The sequence below is a fragment of the Pedococcus sp. 5OH_020 genome, assembly GCF_027812955.1.
Classification (GTDB): domain Bacteria; phylum Actinomycetota; class Actinomycetes; order Actinomycetales; family Dermatophilaceae; genus Pedococcus.
Map to the genome: position 1 here is coordinate 143,084 of NZ_JAPYZV010000008.1, position 12,866 is coordinate 155,949.

A 12,866-nucleotide genomic window follows, 5' to 3' on the forward strand; every position below is an offset into this window, starting at 1 on the left:
TCAGGATACGGGCCTCAGGCTGGGGTCCCCAACGCGGCTGGGGTGCGTGCGGCCACCAAAGAGGCGGCCTCCTGGCGGGCAGGGTCGCCGGCTGCCTCCGCGAGGTGCCGCAGGTGCTCCGGGATCTCGCGGCCCCACTTCGTCATCGCGGTCGCCCACAGACGCCCGGCCCGGTAGGAGCTGCGCACGAGCGGCCCCGCCATGACGCCCTTGAACCCCGTCTCGAGCGCCAGGTCGCTCCAGTGCACGAACTCCTCCGGCTTGACCCACCGGTCGATCGGGTGGTGCAGCTTGGAGGGGCGGAGGTACTGCGTGATCGTGAGGATGTCGCAGCCCGCGTCGTGCAGGTCCGCGATCGCCTGCTCCACTTCGTGGTCCTGCTCGCCCATCCCGAGGATGAGGTTGGACTTCGTGACGAGCCCGGCGTCGCGCGCCATGGACAGGACCTTCAGGGACTTGTCGTACGTGAACGCCGGCCGGATCTGCTTGAAGATCCGTGGCACCGTCTCCAGGTTGTGTGCGAACACCTCCGGGCGGGCGTCGAAGACCTGCCCCACCAGCCCCGGCCTGGCACCGAAGTCCGGTGGCAGAATCTCCACGCCGGTGTTGGGGTTGAGCGCGTGGATCTGGCGTATGGTCTCCGCATAGAGCCCGGCGGCGCCGTCCGGCTGGTCGTCGCGCGCGACGCCCGTCACCGTCGAGTACCGCAGCCCCATCCGGGCCACCGACTCGGCGACCCGTCGCGGCTCGTCGAGGTCGAGCGCAGTCGGCCGACCGGTGGCGATGTCGCAGAAGTCGCAGCGCCGCGTACAGACGTCGCCCCCGATGAGGAACGTCGCCTCCCTGTCCTCCCAGCACTCGAAGATGTTCGGGCAGCCGGCCTCCTGACAGACGGTGTGCAGCCCCTCACTCTTGACCATGGAATGCAGGGCGCTGTACTCCGGACCCATCTTGGCGGTGGTGCGGATCCACTCGGGCTTGCGCTCGATGGGGGTCTCGGCGTTGCGCGCTTCGACGCGCAGCATGCGCCGGCCCTCGGGTGCCACGGTCACGAAGACTCCCTTGCCTCGCTCGGGTGCCCGACGCGGCTCGCGGATCGCTGCGTATGCCGCGGGGCACAGTCACGCCCGGAGGTCACCGGGCGTTCCTCAAGACTACGCCCGGCTCCTGACCGGTGTTTCCCCGGTGGCAGAGGCGCTGGCGCCGCGAGCACCGGCGAGCACGTCCGCGAGGTGCTTCTCGGCATACGGCAGGACGTCCCGGACGGTGACCTGGCTGCCGACCTCCTGGCTGATGGAGCTGACCCCCGCGTCCTCGATCCCGCACGCGATGATGTTGTCCGCCCAGGACAGGTCGGCGTCACAGTTCAGCGCGAAGCCGTGCATGGTCACCTGCCGGCTGACCCGTACGCCGATCGCCCCCAGCTTCCTGTCCGGCCCCCGGTCGTCCGCGAGCACCCATACGCCACTGCGACCCTCGACCCGGGTGGTCTCGACGCCGAACTCCCGGCAGGTCCGGATCATCACCTCCTCGAGGCGCCGCACGTGGGCGACGACGTCGATGGGCACCCCGTGCAGCCGTACGATGGGGTACCCCACGAGCTGGCCGGGACCGTGCCAGGTGATCAGCCCGCCGCGGTCCACGTCGATGACGGGCGTCCCGTCCACGGGCCGCTGGTGCGGCTCCGTCCGCTTGCCCGCCGTGTAGACGGGGGAGTGCTCGAGCAGCAGGACAACGTCGTCGGCTCCGGCCACGACGGTCGCGTGCACCTCTCGCTGGTACGTCCAGGCGCTCTCGTAGTCGACGAGGTCTGGAGCGAAGCCCAGGTGCTCGAACCGCATGCGCTCACAGTACGCCGCCGCGACCTGCCGACCTCCGACCGACCTCCGACCGACCCGCCGACCGACCTCGTTGGACCTCCCGCCGACCCTCCAGAGGACCTCCGCGCCCCCTCACACGCCTAGAGCCGCCGCGGCTCGAGCCGCTCCTCCACCGCCTCACCGTCGACCTGCCTCACGATGTAGGCCGCCTTGCCCTCGCGCTCGCTCACGGCCTCGACCAGCGAGGTCCCGTGGTACACCAGCCCCACGCCGTCGTCGGTGCAGTGGGTCGTCGGGAGAGCCCCATCCGCCACCAGCCGGTGGACCAGTGGCCGCCGTCGCTGCTCGGAGTCGTAGTGCACGCCGTTGCCGTACGGCAGGAGGCCGAGCCCGTTCGTCACCTCTTGCAGCGCGGGTCCGAAAGAGTCGGTCGTGCCGCCGGCATACCAGCAGATCGACCCGGCGGAGACGCCCGCGAGGACGACCCCTGCGCGCCAGACGCGCCGGAACACCTCGTCCAGTCCGTGCACCCTCCACACGGCCAGCAGGTTGGCCACGGAGCCGCCGTTCACCCACACGACGTCCTGGTCGAGCAGGTGTCCTTCGACGTCCTCGAGGTTCGGCATCGGGAAGAGGTGGAGGTTGACGAGGTCGTAGCCGGCGACCCGCGCCGCATCCGTCATCGCTTCGCCGGCGGACCGCTGGTCGCCCGACGCGGTGCCGAGGTGGGTGATCCGCGGGCGGCTGCGTCGCGTTCCGGAGAGGTCGACGGCATGGTGGACGAGCGCGTCGAACTCGAACTGGAGCCGCTGCGACGGGCGGTAGCCACCCGAGGTGGCCAGGATCGTGGGCTGGTCGGCCGGCATGCCGCCGACTGTAGGGGCTGTGGACAGTCCCTCAGGCGGCGGGGCGAGCAGCCACACTCGGGTGATGTCCACTCACGGGGCCGACGCGCCCGCGGTTCCCGGGTACGAGCTCGGCACGCTCATCGGCGCAGGCAGCAGCGGAACGGTCTGGTCGGCGACCAGGCGCCGGGACGGTGCTGAGGTCGCCGTGAAGGTGGTGTCTCTCGATCCTCCCGACGGTCGTGAGGCTGCGGCGCGCGAGCTCGCGGTGCTCGCCGGCGTCGAGGTCGAAGGACTGGTCGGCTTCCACGAGGCGATCGTCCTGGAGGACGATCCGGCGAGGCTGGCCCTGGTCCTCGACCGGGTCCGTGGTGGTTCGCTCCTGCGCGCGGTCACCGGGCGCGGCCACCTGAGCGCCGGTGAGTCTGTGACGGTCCTGACGCCGGTGGCCCGAGCGCTGGCCGGCCTCCACGCGGTCGGCGTGGTGCATGGCGACGTGACGCCTGCGAACGTGCTGCTCGAGCGCAGCGGCCGCCCGCTGCTGGCCGACCTTGGCGTCGCACGCGTGGTCGGCGACGCCCGCGGGGAGCTCGACGCGACGGAGGGCTTCGTGGCGCCCGAGCTCCTCGACGGCCACGCCCCCAGCGAGGCCTCCGACGTGTACGCCGTCGGCGCGCTGGCCTGGTGGTGTGTCACCGGCTCGGCTCCGGGGCCGGCGGCCGTTCGGCCGTTGGTGAGCGCGGTGGCGCCCAACCTGCCCGCGGCGTGGGCTGAGGCGACGGCCTGGGCCTTGGCCGGGGTTCCCGCGGCCCGTCCCACCGCTGCTGAGCTGGCCCTCGCGTACTTCGACTCCACCGAGTGCGAACCCCTACGCCTCGTGGTCGGGCACGACGACACCTCGTTGCTGACCCGGCGGCTTCGTCACGCCGCCGCTGAGCCTGCGCCGCCCATCCTGAAGCCGCGGGCGCGGCCCTGGAGGCGCTGGCAGCCGGCGAGGCATCGCAGGTCTCGTCGTGGCGGCGCGGTTGCCGTGGGCGTCCTGGTGGTCACGACGGCGCTGGCGGCAGGCGGCGTGGTCGTCGTCCGAGCAGCTGCCGGACCGCTGAGGGCAGCCCCCGGCACAGCAAGGTCAGCGTCGCCACGGTTGCGGCCCGCGCCGGCGTCGTCACCGACGCCGGCGTCAGCTGCGCCCCGCACGGACCCGGCCTCCGACCGTAGTGCCGCTCGTGGTGACCCTCTGTCGTTGATGCAGTCCCTTGCCACCCTTCGCGCTCAGGCGCTTGCCTCAGGGTCGAGCGCGACCCTGGCGATGCTGGATGCGCCGGCTTCCCCGGCCCTCACGCAGGACACCGCCGCGCTGGCCCGGACGGTGGCTGCGGGCTGGTCATACCGGCACGTGGAGCTCCGGGTCACGAGAGCCCGGACCGTGAGGCTCGAGGGCGCGAACGCCACCGTCGAGGCCGCTGTGGACACCTCGGGGTACGAGGTGGTGAACGCCACCATGGCGTCGTGGAAACGCCCCGTACGGGGGCAGGCCCTCAGGTTCCAGCTGGTATGGAGCGCCGGACGTTGGCGGGTCCGAAGCGTCGGGAGGCCCTAGGGGTGGACCTCCTTCGACCCTCAGGAAGGCGGCTGGTCGCTCAGCGCCCACCGCAGGGCCGACTCGAGCGTCTGGTCCTGATGGACGAACCCAGACGCTGTGAGCCGCCTCGGCACGACCCGCTTGCTCGTGAGCACCTCGTCGGCGAACCCGCCGAGGACGAGCCGGATGCCGAACGCTGGAGCAGGCAGCACGGCAGGACGTCCGATCTGGCGGCCGAGCTCCCGCGCCACCTCGATCTGACGGTCCGGGGCGGGGCCGACGAGGTTCACGGGGCCGTCGAGCTCGGGGTGGTCCACGAGATGCGCCAGCCCTGCGACGGTGTCCCGCAACGAGATCCACGGCCACCACTGACGCCCGCTCCCGAGCGGTCCGTTCAGTCCCCTCCGGGCCAGTGTCACCATGCGCGCCAGCGCACCGCCGCGAGCCGAGAGGACGATCCCCGTCCTCGGATGCACCACCGAGAGGCCGGCGTCCCGGGCGGGCTGCGCGGCTGCTTCCCAGGCACGGACCACCTCGGGGAGGAAACCCTCGCCCATCGTGGAGCCCTCTGTGAGGACCTCCTCGCCGCGGTCGCCGTAGAAGCCGACGGCAGCGGAGCTCACCAGGCGGACCGGCTCACCGAGAACCGCGAGCGTGCGGGCGATCGTGGTCGTGCCGTCCACGCGGGAGGCGAGGATCGTCTGCTGGTATGCCGGCGTCCACCGGTGGTCACCGACCCCGGCTCCGGCGAGGTGCACGACGGCAGTCACCCCCGCGAGGTCGTGCGGATCGAGCCGGCGTGCCTCTGGGTCCCACTGGACCTCCTCCGGGGAGGCGACGGGTCGCCGCACCAGGCGGACGACATCGTCGCCCCGGCCGCGCAGGAATGCCGACAGCGCGCCGCCGATCAGGCCGGAGGATCCGGTGATGGCGACGCGCTGCGGCATACGGGGAGCTCCTGGTCGCTCGTCAGAGACCGAGGTCAGCGTCGAACTTGCCTTCCTCCAGCCGGGCCTTCATCGTCGTGAGGAACCGGGCGGCGTCCGCCCCGTCGACGATCCGGTGGTCGTAGGACAGCGCCAGGAAGACCATCGACCGGATGGCGATCGTCTCGCCCCCTTCGCCGTCCGAGACGACCACCGGTCGCTTCACCACGGCTCCCGTGCCCAGAATGCCGACGTTGGGCTGGTTGATGATCGGGGTGTCGAAGAGCGCTCCCCGGCTGCCGGTGTTGGTCAGCGTGAACGTCCCGCCACCGAGCTCGTCAGGGGTGATCTTGTTGTTCCGCGTCCGGTCTGCCAGGTCGGCGATCTTGCGCGACAGGCCCGCGATGTTGAGGTCTCCGGCGTCCTTGATGACGGGCACGAGCAGGCCGCGCTCGGTGTCCACGGCGACCCCGAGGTTCTCGGAGGCGTGGTAATGGATCTGGTCGCCCTCGACGCTGGCGTTGACGATGGGGTGCGCCTTGAGCGCCTCCACTGCTGCGAGCGCGAAGAAGGGCAGGAAGCTGAGCTTGGTGCCCTCGCGACGCTCGAACTCGGTCTTGGCCTTGGCGCGCAGCCGCGCGATCTTCGTGACGTCGACCTCCACCACGGTGGTGAGCTGGGCCGAGACCTGCAGTGACTCGACCATCCGCTTGGCGATGACCTGACGAAGCCGCGACATCTTCTCGGTGGTCCCCCGCTTGGGGGACAGGGTGGCGCCGCCGGCCGCGCCACTCGCTGCGGCCGGGGCCGGGGCCTGCGGGGTGGCGGCGGGCGCCGGGGCCGCGGCGGCTTCCTGGGCCGCCTTCGCGGCGTCCAGCACGTCCTGCTTGCGGATCCGGCCGCCGACCCCAGTGCCCTTCAGGCTCCCCAGGTCGACTCGGTTGTCGGCCGCGAGCTTGCGCACCAGGGGAGTGACGTACGCCGAGGCGTCCTGGGCATTCTGGGTCGGAGCGCTGGCAGGTGCCTGCGCCCCGTCCGTGGCCTGGGCCGGGGCGGGCGCCTGGGAGGCGGCCGGAGCCTTGGTGGCAGTGGGAGCCTGGGTGGGGCTGGGAGCCTGGGTGGGGCTGGGCGCCTGGGAGGCGGCCGGAGCCGGTACCTGGGGTGCCGTCTGGGACGGGGCAGAAGGCTTCGGCTCCGCCTGGGGCGGGGGTACGGCCTCCTGCTGCGAGCCGGAGGAGTCGGCATCAGCGGAGGACGGCGAACCGCCGATGATGGCGAGGTCTCCGCCTACCGGGACAGTGTCGTCCTCCTGCACGAGGATCTTGGTCAGGGTCCCGGCAACGGGAGAGGGGATCTCGGTGTCCACCTTGTCGGTGGAGACCTCCAGCAACGGCTCGTCGACCTCCACGGTGTCGCCTTCGGACTTCAGCCACCGGGTGACGGTTCCCTCGGTGACCGACTCACCGAGCGCCGGCATGGTCACCGTCTCGCCGCCACCTCCCGAGCTCCCGGACGAGCCACCGTCCGACGACGCCTGGCCGGAGGGCTGGTCGGACTGCTGCCCCTGCCTGGCCTGCTCGGGCTCCGACGTCGCCGGCTGGGGCGCCTGCTCGACGGAGGGTGCCTCAGCGGGCGGAACCGGCTGGTCTCCCTGCTCGGCGGACTGCTCGACCGGCGTCTGAACGCCCTCACCCTGACCGCCCTGGTCCTGGGCACTCTGGTCCTGGGCACTCTGGTCCTGGACACCCTGGTCCTGGGCACCCTGGTCCTGGCCGCCGCTGCTGGAGCCGTTGCTGCCGTCGCCGATGACGGCGAGGTCTGCTCCCACCGGAATCGTGTCGTCCTCCTGCGCCAGGATCTCCTGCAGGACCCCGGCGATGGGCGACGGGATCTCGGTGTCGACCTTGTCGGTGGAGACCTCGAGCAGCGGCTCGTCGACCTCGACGGTGTCGCCGACGTTCTTGAGCCAGCGCGTCACGGTGCCTTCGGTGACGGACTCACCCAGGGCTGGCATGGTCACGCGTTCAGACATCTGCCTGTCATCTCCTTGTACTCGTGATCGCTGGCGACGCTGCGGGTGCGGTGCAGCGCGGGTCTGGCTTTCTCGGTTCCTGCTGTTCAGCTGTGTGCGTGGAGCGGCTTGCCTGCCAGAGCGAGATGCGCCTCACCGAGGGACTCGTTCTGGGTCGGGTGGGCGTGGACCAGGTTCGCGACGTCGGAGGGCAGCGCCTCCCAGTTGTAGATCAGCTGAGCCTCCCCGACCTGCTCGCCCATCCGGGCGCCGATCATGTGGACGCCGACCACCGGCCCGTCCTTCTCACGGACGAGCTTGACGAAGCCCTGCGTCTGGAGGATCTGCGACTTGCCGTTGCCTCCGAGGTTGTACTCGCAGGTCTCCACCTCGCCGAGCCTCTGGCGCGCCTGGGCCTCGGTCAGCCCGACCGACGCGATCTCAGGGTCGCAGTAGGTCACCCGCGGGATGCCCGTCTCGTCGATGATCGCAGGCGACAGCCCGGCGATCTCCTCGGCCACGAAGATGCCCTGCGCGAACCCGCGGTGGGCCAGCTGCAGCCCGGGGACGATGTCACCGACGGCGTACACGCCCTCCACCCCGGTTCGCAGCCGCTCGTCCGTCGTGACGAAGCCGCGGTCGAGCCTCACTCCGGCCTCCTCATACCCGAGGCCCTCTGTGACGGGACCACGACCGACGGCCACGAGCAGAAGGTCGGCCTCGATGGTCTCGCCGGTCTCCAGTGACACGCTCACCGTGTCGCCACTCTGGGTGGCGCCGGCGAGCTTCACTCCGGTCTTGAAACCGATCTTCCGCTTGCGGAACGAGCGCTCCAAAGTCTTGGAGACCGCCTCGTCCTCCGCGGCAACCAGCCGGGGCAACGCCTCGACGATGGTGACCTCCGACCCGAAGGACCTGAACACGGAGGCGAACTCCACGCCGATGACTCCCCCGCCGAGGACGACCACGCGCGGCGGTACGAAGTCGAGCGACAGCGCCTGTTCGCTCGTCATGATCCGGCCGCCGATCTCCAGGCCGGGCAGGGACTTCGGGTAGGACCCGGTCGCCAGGACGACAGCCTCGCCGCGGAGCCTGCGACCGGCCACCTCGACGGTGGACCGGTCCACCAGCCGCCCGAAGCCCTCGACCAGCTCGATCTTGTGAGCCTTGGCCAGTCCTTGCAGTCCCTTGTACAGCCGCGCGATCACGCCGTCCTTGTAGGCGTTGACGCCCGACATGTCGACGGACTCGAACGTCGACTTCACGCCGAAGTGCGAGCCCTCCCGGGCCGTGTCGGCGACCTCGGCGGCGTGCAGCAGCGCCTTCGTCGGGATGCACCCCACGTGGAGGCAGGTGCCCCCGAGCTTTCCCTTCTCCACGAGAGCCACCCGCAGCCCCAGCTCAGCGGCTCGGAAGGCGCAGGCATACCCACCGCTTCCCCCACCCAGGATGACGACGTCGAAGGTGGACTCGGCGTCAGCCGACATGCTCGCTCCCTTGCGTGGTGGGCACTGGACGGTGGTGCCGACCGTCGCGGCGACCACATCGTGGCGGCAGGGCGATCGACACAGTGCATCTTGTCACTGATTGTGTGAGCGGGCGCAAGCAGGTCAGCCGTTGGCGCGACCACGCCAGACGGCGCGGAATGACCGCTGATCGGACTGGGGCTGCCCGTATCGTTGGCCCATGGCGTGGTGGAGGAGGGGTCGCAGAGGTGCCCGGCGTGGCCCTTCGGACGGACCGAACATGGCGGTGGACACGCAGGCGGTACGGCGCCACCTCAGCGACTTCGCCACCAGCAGGCGGGGCGTGGAGGCGTACGTCGAACCGCCCACCAACGTGACAGCCACGACCGTCATCCTCATCGCGTACGACGGGGAGTGGACCCGTCGGGCGGCCGGCTCCCGGGCGGCCGCCTTCGACCTGGCGGCCAGCCTGGGGGTGCCGGTCTACGACGTCCTCCAGACCGGCTACCCCAACCGGATGCGCGAGTGGAACTCCCGGCAGCGCAAGCAGCACTGAGACTCCGGCGACACTGACTCGGGCAGCAGCAGTCGGGCACGGTTGGTGGCGGCGGGGGGTCGATGCCAAGGTGGGACCAGCGCGGGCCGGACCTCGGCCCCGCAGTCAGCGAGAAGGTGGGAGCCACCATGGCCAAGTCCGATGGCGCGAAGAGGCCGGGCAGCCCTCAGGGTCCGAGCGATGACGTCAAGCGCAAGTTCCGCGAGGCCCTGGAGAAGAAGCAGGCCCATGCCGGCCGCGACGTCTCCGACGACAGCGAGCATGGCAAGGTGGGACACGCGCAGCAGGCCGCCACCACGGCGACCCAGCAGATGTTCCGCCGCAAGAGTGGCGGTTGATCGTCGCCCGAGCGCCGGCCGCGTCGGCAAGGGCATGGTGAAGGGCCCGTCGCTCCTGACGGGCCCTTCACCATGCCGGCGCCAGCGCGGGTCGTTCTCTCAGGCTGCGTAGGTCTCCACGAGCGTCAGCAGGGTCCCGACTCCGAAGCCGGTGCCTCCCTTGGGCGTGTACCCCCACGGGGAGCCCTCGTTGAACGACGGGCCCGCGATGTCGACGTGCGCCCACGCAGTGCCCTGCGGCACGAACTCCTTGAGGAACAGTCCCGCGGTGAGCATCCCGCCCCACCGCTCGCCCTTGTGCGCGAGGTCCGCCACGGAGGAGTCGAGCTGGCTCCGAAGGTCCGCCGGCAGAGGCATCGGCCAGGCTGCTTCACCCGACGCGTTGGCCGCCGCGCGCACCCTCTCGCGGAACCCGTCGTCGTTCGACATGATGCCGGCGACCCGTGCTCCCAGTGCCACCATCTGCGCCCCGGTGAGCGTCGCGATGTCGACGATCGCGTCGGGGCCCGACTCAGCGGCCAGGCAGAGGCCGTCGCCGAGGACCATCCGTCCCTCGGCATCCGTGTCCAGGATCTCCACGGTGGTGCCGTTGCGCATGGTCACCACGTCGCTGGGGCGCTGCGCCGTTCCGCTCGGCATGTTCTCGGCCAGGCACAGGTATCCGGTCACCTTGACGGGCAGCCCGAGCTCGGCCGCGGCGAAGACCGTTGCTGCCACCGCAGCCGCGCCGGCCATGTCGGACTTCATGGTCAGCATCGAGGCCGGTGGCTTGATGCACAGGCCGCCGGAGTCGAACGTGATGCCCTTGCCCACCAGCGCGACCGACTGCTTCGCTTTGGCCGGCGCCCAGGTGAGGGTCACGAGCCGAGGCGGGTTCACGGAGCCCTGGCCCACTCCGACGATCCCGCCGAAACCGCCCTTCCGAAGCGCCTTCTCGTCCAGGACGGTGACCGTCACCGTGCCCTTACCGGTGGTCGACCGCTCCTTCACCGAGTCCGTGAAGGACTGCGGGAACAGCTTGTTCGGCGGGGTGTTGACGAGGTCGCGAGCGTAGGCCTTCGCCTCGGCGAGCACTCCTGCACGGACGGCAGCGGCCTTGACGGCCTTGTCGCGTGCGTCGCTGGCCACGACGGTGACAGCCGAGACGGTGGGCGCGTCCTTGGAGCCGCGGCGTCCCCTGCTGCCGCGCTGCGCGGTCTCACCGCGCACGCCCGCGTACCGGTAGCTACCCAATGCTGCGCCCTCGGCCACCGCAGCCACACTCTCGGCGCCAGCCGCCGGCAGGGCGAGGACCACTTTGGTCGCGTTCTTGGCGGAGCGGACCGCCGCGCCGGCCGCCCGCCGAAGCACCTCGTGGCCGAACGAGGCGGTGTCGGGGGACCCCTTGCCGAGCCCGGTGAGGATGACCCGCCCGGCGCTGACCTCGGGCACCCCCGCCACGGTGACCACCTCTTCCGCGGCCCCGGTGGCCTGGAGGGCGGCGAGCTGCTGGGCCAGATGACCCGCTGCCGCCGTCGGCAGCCCATGACCCGCGGCCAGGACCGCGCTGCCGTCGGCGTCGAGGGTGCCGAGCACGAGGACATCAGCCTTGAGCCCGTGGGCCGGACGGTCGGAAACGTTGACGGTGGTCACTTCGCATCCTTCGAGGTGGGGGCGGGTCGCTTCAGCGCAGGATAGCCGGGCCGCCGGTGACCGCCACCGAGGGCGGTAGCGTTCCGGCCATGAGCGACGGAGCCTTGAAGGCCTCACCCCTGCATGACCGCCACCTGGCCCTCGGAGCCAAGATGGCTGACTTCGGCGGCTGGCAGATGCCGATCGAGTATCCCGGTGGGGGCGTGGTCCGCGAACACACGGCGGTGCGGTCGGCGGTCGGCGTCTTCGACGTCTCGCACCTCGGCAAGGCGCGCGTCTCAGGTCCGGGGGCCCGGGACTTCGTCAACTCCTGCCTGGCGAACGACCTGGGCCGGATCCAGAAGGGGAAGGCGCAGTACACGTTGTGCTGCAACCAGTCCGGCGGGGTCGTGGACGACCTCATCGCCTACCTGCGCAGTGACGAGGACGTGTTCCTCATACCGAACGCCGCGAACACCGCCGAGGTGGTGTCGCTCCTCGACGCGGCCGCACCGGAGGGTGTCCACGTGGAGAACCTCCACCAGGCGTATGGCGTCCTGGCCGTCCAGGGACCGCGCAGCGACGAGGTGCTCCAGGCACTGGGCCTACCCACCGGTCACGACTACATGTCGTTCGTGGAGGCCGACTGGAACGGTGGACCGGTCATCGTCTGCCGCACGGGCTACACCGGGGAGCGCGGCTACGAGCTGGTGCCGACCTGGGACGCCTCGAGACCGCTATGGGACGCCCTCCTGGAGGCAGCGGCGCCCTTGGGGGGGCTGCCCTGCGGGCTGGGCGCGCGGGACACGCTGCGTACCGAGATGGGATATGCGTTGCACGGCAACGAGCTCTCCCCGACCATCACCCCCATCCAGGCGCGGGTCGGCTGGGCGGTGGGGTGGAAGAAGGACACGTTCTGGGGCAAGGACGCGCTGGTCGCAGAGAAGGCAGCCGGTCCGGAGCGGGTGGCCTGGGGACTGCTCGCCACAAGCCGCGGCATCCCGCGCGCGCACTGCGTGGTGAGGTCCGACGGCGAGGTGGTGGGTGAGGTGACCTCGGGGACCTTCAGCCCCACCCTCAAGAACGGCATCGCCCTGGCGCTGCTCACGCCCACGGTCGAGGAAGGGCAGGACGTCGTCGTCGACGTGCGCGGCCGGGACGTCACCGCGCGGGTGGTCAAGCCGCCGTTCGTGAAAGTGGACGTCCGACAGAGCTGAGGACGGAGGCCGCGAAGGTGGTGCAGACCCATATCTACCGGGCCGAGGTGCAGTGGTCGGGCTCGACGGCCCTCGGCTACCCGAGCTACCGGCGAGCACACTCGGCGTTCCTGCCGCCGGCGACCGAGGGTTTCGACCTGTCCGCGGACCCGCACTTCCGTGGCGACCCCGACCTCCCCAACCCAGAACAGCTGCTGGTGCTCGCCGCCTCGTCATGCCAGCTCCTGTCCTTCCTCGCCGTGGCCGCCCGACGGAAGGTCGACGTCCTGCGGTACGAGGACGACGCAGTCGGTGAGATGCCGCAGGACTCGGTGCCGCTGCGCATCACCCGCATCGTCCTGCGCCCTCGGGTGACGGTGTCTGCGGACACGGACCGGCGGCTTGTGGAGCGGCTGCTGCTCGAGGCGCACGAGCAGTGCTACATCTCCAACTCCCTCACGACGCAGGTCACGGTCGAGGGCGCCGTCACTGTCAGTGGGCCCGACTAGCGTCGA

12 protein-coding genes are annotated in these 12,866 nt (G+C 71.0%); 5 read left to right on the plus strand and 7 right to left on the minus strand.

The window, feature by feature from the left end; genetic code table 11:
- Nucleotides 1-14 precede the first annotated feature (14 nt).
- The 3 genes from lipA to PHA84_RS15705 form a co-directional block, all read right to left on the minus strand.
- Nucleotides 15-1,052 carry a lipoyl synthase gene (lipA, locus tag PHA84_RS15695; RefSeq protein ID WP_270889069.1) on the minus strand — a complete coding sequence of 346 codons (1,038 nt, stop codon included), beginning with the start codon at nt 1,050-1,052 and terminating at the stop codon, nt 15-17.
- 102 nt (nt 1,053-1,154) lie between these two features.
- The gene (gene lipB / locus PHA84_RS15700; RefSeq protein ID WP_270889070.1) at nt 1,155-1,841 is read right to left on the minus strand and encodes a lipoyl(octanoyl) transferase LipB; all 687 of its coding nucleotides are present in this window, start codon (nt 1,839-1,841) and stop codon (nt 1,155-1,157) included.
- A 119-nt stretch (nt 1,842-1,960) separates the two neighbouring features.
- Nucleotides 1,961-2,686, minus strand: coding sequence for a peptidase E (locus PHA84_RS15705; RefSeq protein WP_270889071.1), 726 nt, complete (start codon nt 2,684-2,686; stop codon nt 1,961-1,963).
- A 64-nt stretch (nt 2,687-2,750) separates the two neighbouring features.
- Between PHA84_RS15705 and PHA84_RS15710 the strand changes: the two genes are divergently transcribed.
- Nucleotides 2,751-4,265, plus strand: a complete 1,515-nt coding sequence (locus tag PHA84_RS15710) for a protein kinase domain-containing protein (protein WP_270889072.1) — start codon at nt 2,751-2,753, stop codon at nt 4,263-4,265.
- Between the two features lie 20 nt (nt 4,266-4,285).
- Here PHA84_RS15710 and PHA84_RS15715 read toward each other — a convergent pair whose 3' ends face one another.
- From PHA84_RS15715 to lpdA, 3 genes are all read right to left on the minus strand, one after another.
- Nucleotides 4,286-5,194 carry a TIGR01777 family oxidoreductase gene (locus tag PHA84_RS15715; RefSeq protein WP_270889073.1) on the minus strand — a complete coding sequence of 303 codons (909 nt, stop codon included), beginning with the start codon at nt 5,192-5,194 and terminating at the stop codon, nt 4,286-4,288.
- 22 nt (nt 5,195-5,216) lie between these two features.
- Entirely contained in the window at nt 5,217-7,205 is a 1,989-nt protein-coding gene (gene sucB, locus PHA84_RS15720; protein WP_270889074.1) for a 2-oxoglutarate dehydrogenase, E2 component, dihydrolipoamide succinyltransferase, read from the minus strand.
- Nucleotides 7,206-7,291: 86 nt separating this feature from the next.
- Nucleotides 7,292-8,671: a dihydrolipoyl dehydrogenase gene (gene lpdA / locus PHA84_RS15725; protein WP_270889075.1), complete on the minus strand. Its 1,380-nt coding sequence runs from the start codon at nt 8,669-8,671 to the stop codon at nt 7,292-7,294.
- 259 nt (nt 8,672-8,930) lie between these two features.
- Here lpdA and PHA84_RS15730 point away from each other — a divergent pair, with 259 nt between their 5' ends.
- Nucleotides 8,931-9,206, plus strand: coding sequence for a hypothetical protein (locus PHA84_RS15730; RefSeq protein ID WP_270889076.1), 276 nt, complete (start codon nt 8,931-8,933; stop codon nt 9,204-9,206).
- 62 nt (nt 9,207-9,268) lie between these two features.
- On the plus strand, nt 9,269-9,544 hold the full coding sequence (locus PHA84_RS15735) for a DUF5302 domain-containing protein (RefSeq protein WP_333742352.1): 276 nt from the start codon (nt 9,269-9,271) through the stop codon (nt 9,542-9,544).
- Between the two features lie 99 nt (nt 9,545-9,643).
- On the opposite strand, the gene PHA84_RS15740 is transcribed toward PHA84_RS15735, so the two are convergent.
- Nucleotides 9,644-11,176, minus strand: coding sequence for a leucyl aminopeptidase (locus PHA84_RS15740; RefSeq protein WP_270889077.1), 1,533 nt, complete (start codon nt 11,174-11,176; stop codon nt 9,644-9,646).
- A gap of 89 nt (nt 11,177-11,265) precedes the next feature.
- Between PHA84_RS15740 and gcvT the strand changes: the two genes are divergently transcribed.
- Together gcvT and PHA84_RS15750 are read left to right on the plus strand one after the other, a co-directional pair.
- Entirely contained in the window at nt 11,266-12,372 is a 1,107-nt protein-coding gene (gene gcvT, locus PHA84_RS15745; RefSeq protein ID WP_270889078.1) for a glycine cleavage system aminomethyltransferase GcvT, read from the plus strand.
- A 17-nt stretch (nt 12,373-12,389) separates the two neighbouring features.
- Nucleotides 12,390-12,860 carry an OsmC family protein gene (locus PHA84_RS15750; protein WP_270889079.1) on the plus strand — a complete coding sequence of 157 codons (471 nt, stop codon included), beginning with the start codon at nt 12,390-12,392 and terminating at the stop codon, nt 12,858-12,860.
- Nucleotides 12,861-12,866 lie beyond the last annotated feature (6 nt).

Coding starts and splice junctions, on each gene's coding strand:
- lpdA (WP_270889075.1), bottom strand. CDS start 8,671: ATGTCGGCTGACGCCGAGTCCACCTTCGACGTCGTCATCCTGGGTGGG.
- PHA84_RS15715 (WP_270889073.1), bottom strand. CDS start 5,194: ATGCCGCAGCGCGTCGCCATCACCGGATCCTCCGGCCTGATCGGCGGC.
- PHA84_RS15730 (WP_270889076.1), top strand. CDS start 8,931: ATGGCGGTGGACACGCAGGCGGTACGGCGCCACCTCAGCGACTTCGCC.
- PHA84_RS15705 (WP_270889071.1), bottom strand. CDS start 2,686: ATGCCGGCCGACCAGCCCACGATCCTGGCCACCTCGGGTGGCTACCGC.
- sucB (WP_270889074.1), bottom strand. CDS start 7,205: ATGTCTGAACGCGTGACCATGCCAGCCCTGGGTGAGTCCGTCACCGAA.
- gcvT (WP_270889078.1), top strand. CDS start 11,266: ATGAGCGACGGAGCCTTGAAGGCCTCACCCCTGCATGACCGCCACCTG.
- PHA84_RS15710 (WP_270889072.1), top strand. CDS start 2,751: ATGTCCACTCACGGGGCCGACGCGCCCGCGGTTCCCGGGTACGAGCTC.
- lipB (WP_270889070.1), bottom strand. CDS start 1,841: ATGCGGTTCGAGCACCTGGGCTTCGCTCCAGACCTCGTCGACTACGAG.
- PHA84_RS15735 (WP_333742352.1), top strand. CDS start 9,269: ATGCCAAGGTGGGACCAGCGCGGGCCGGACCTCGGCCCCGCAGTCAGC.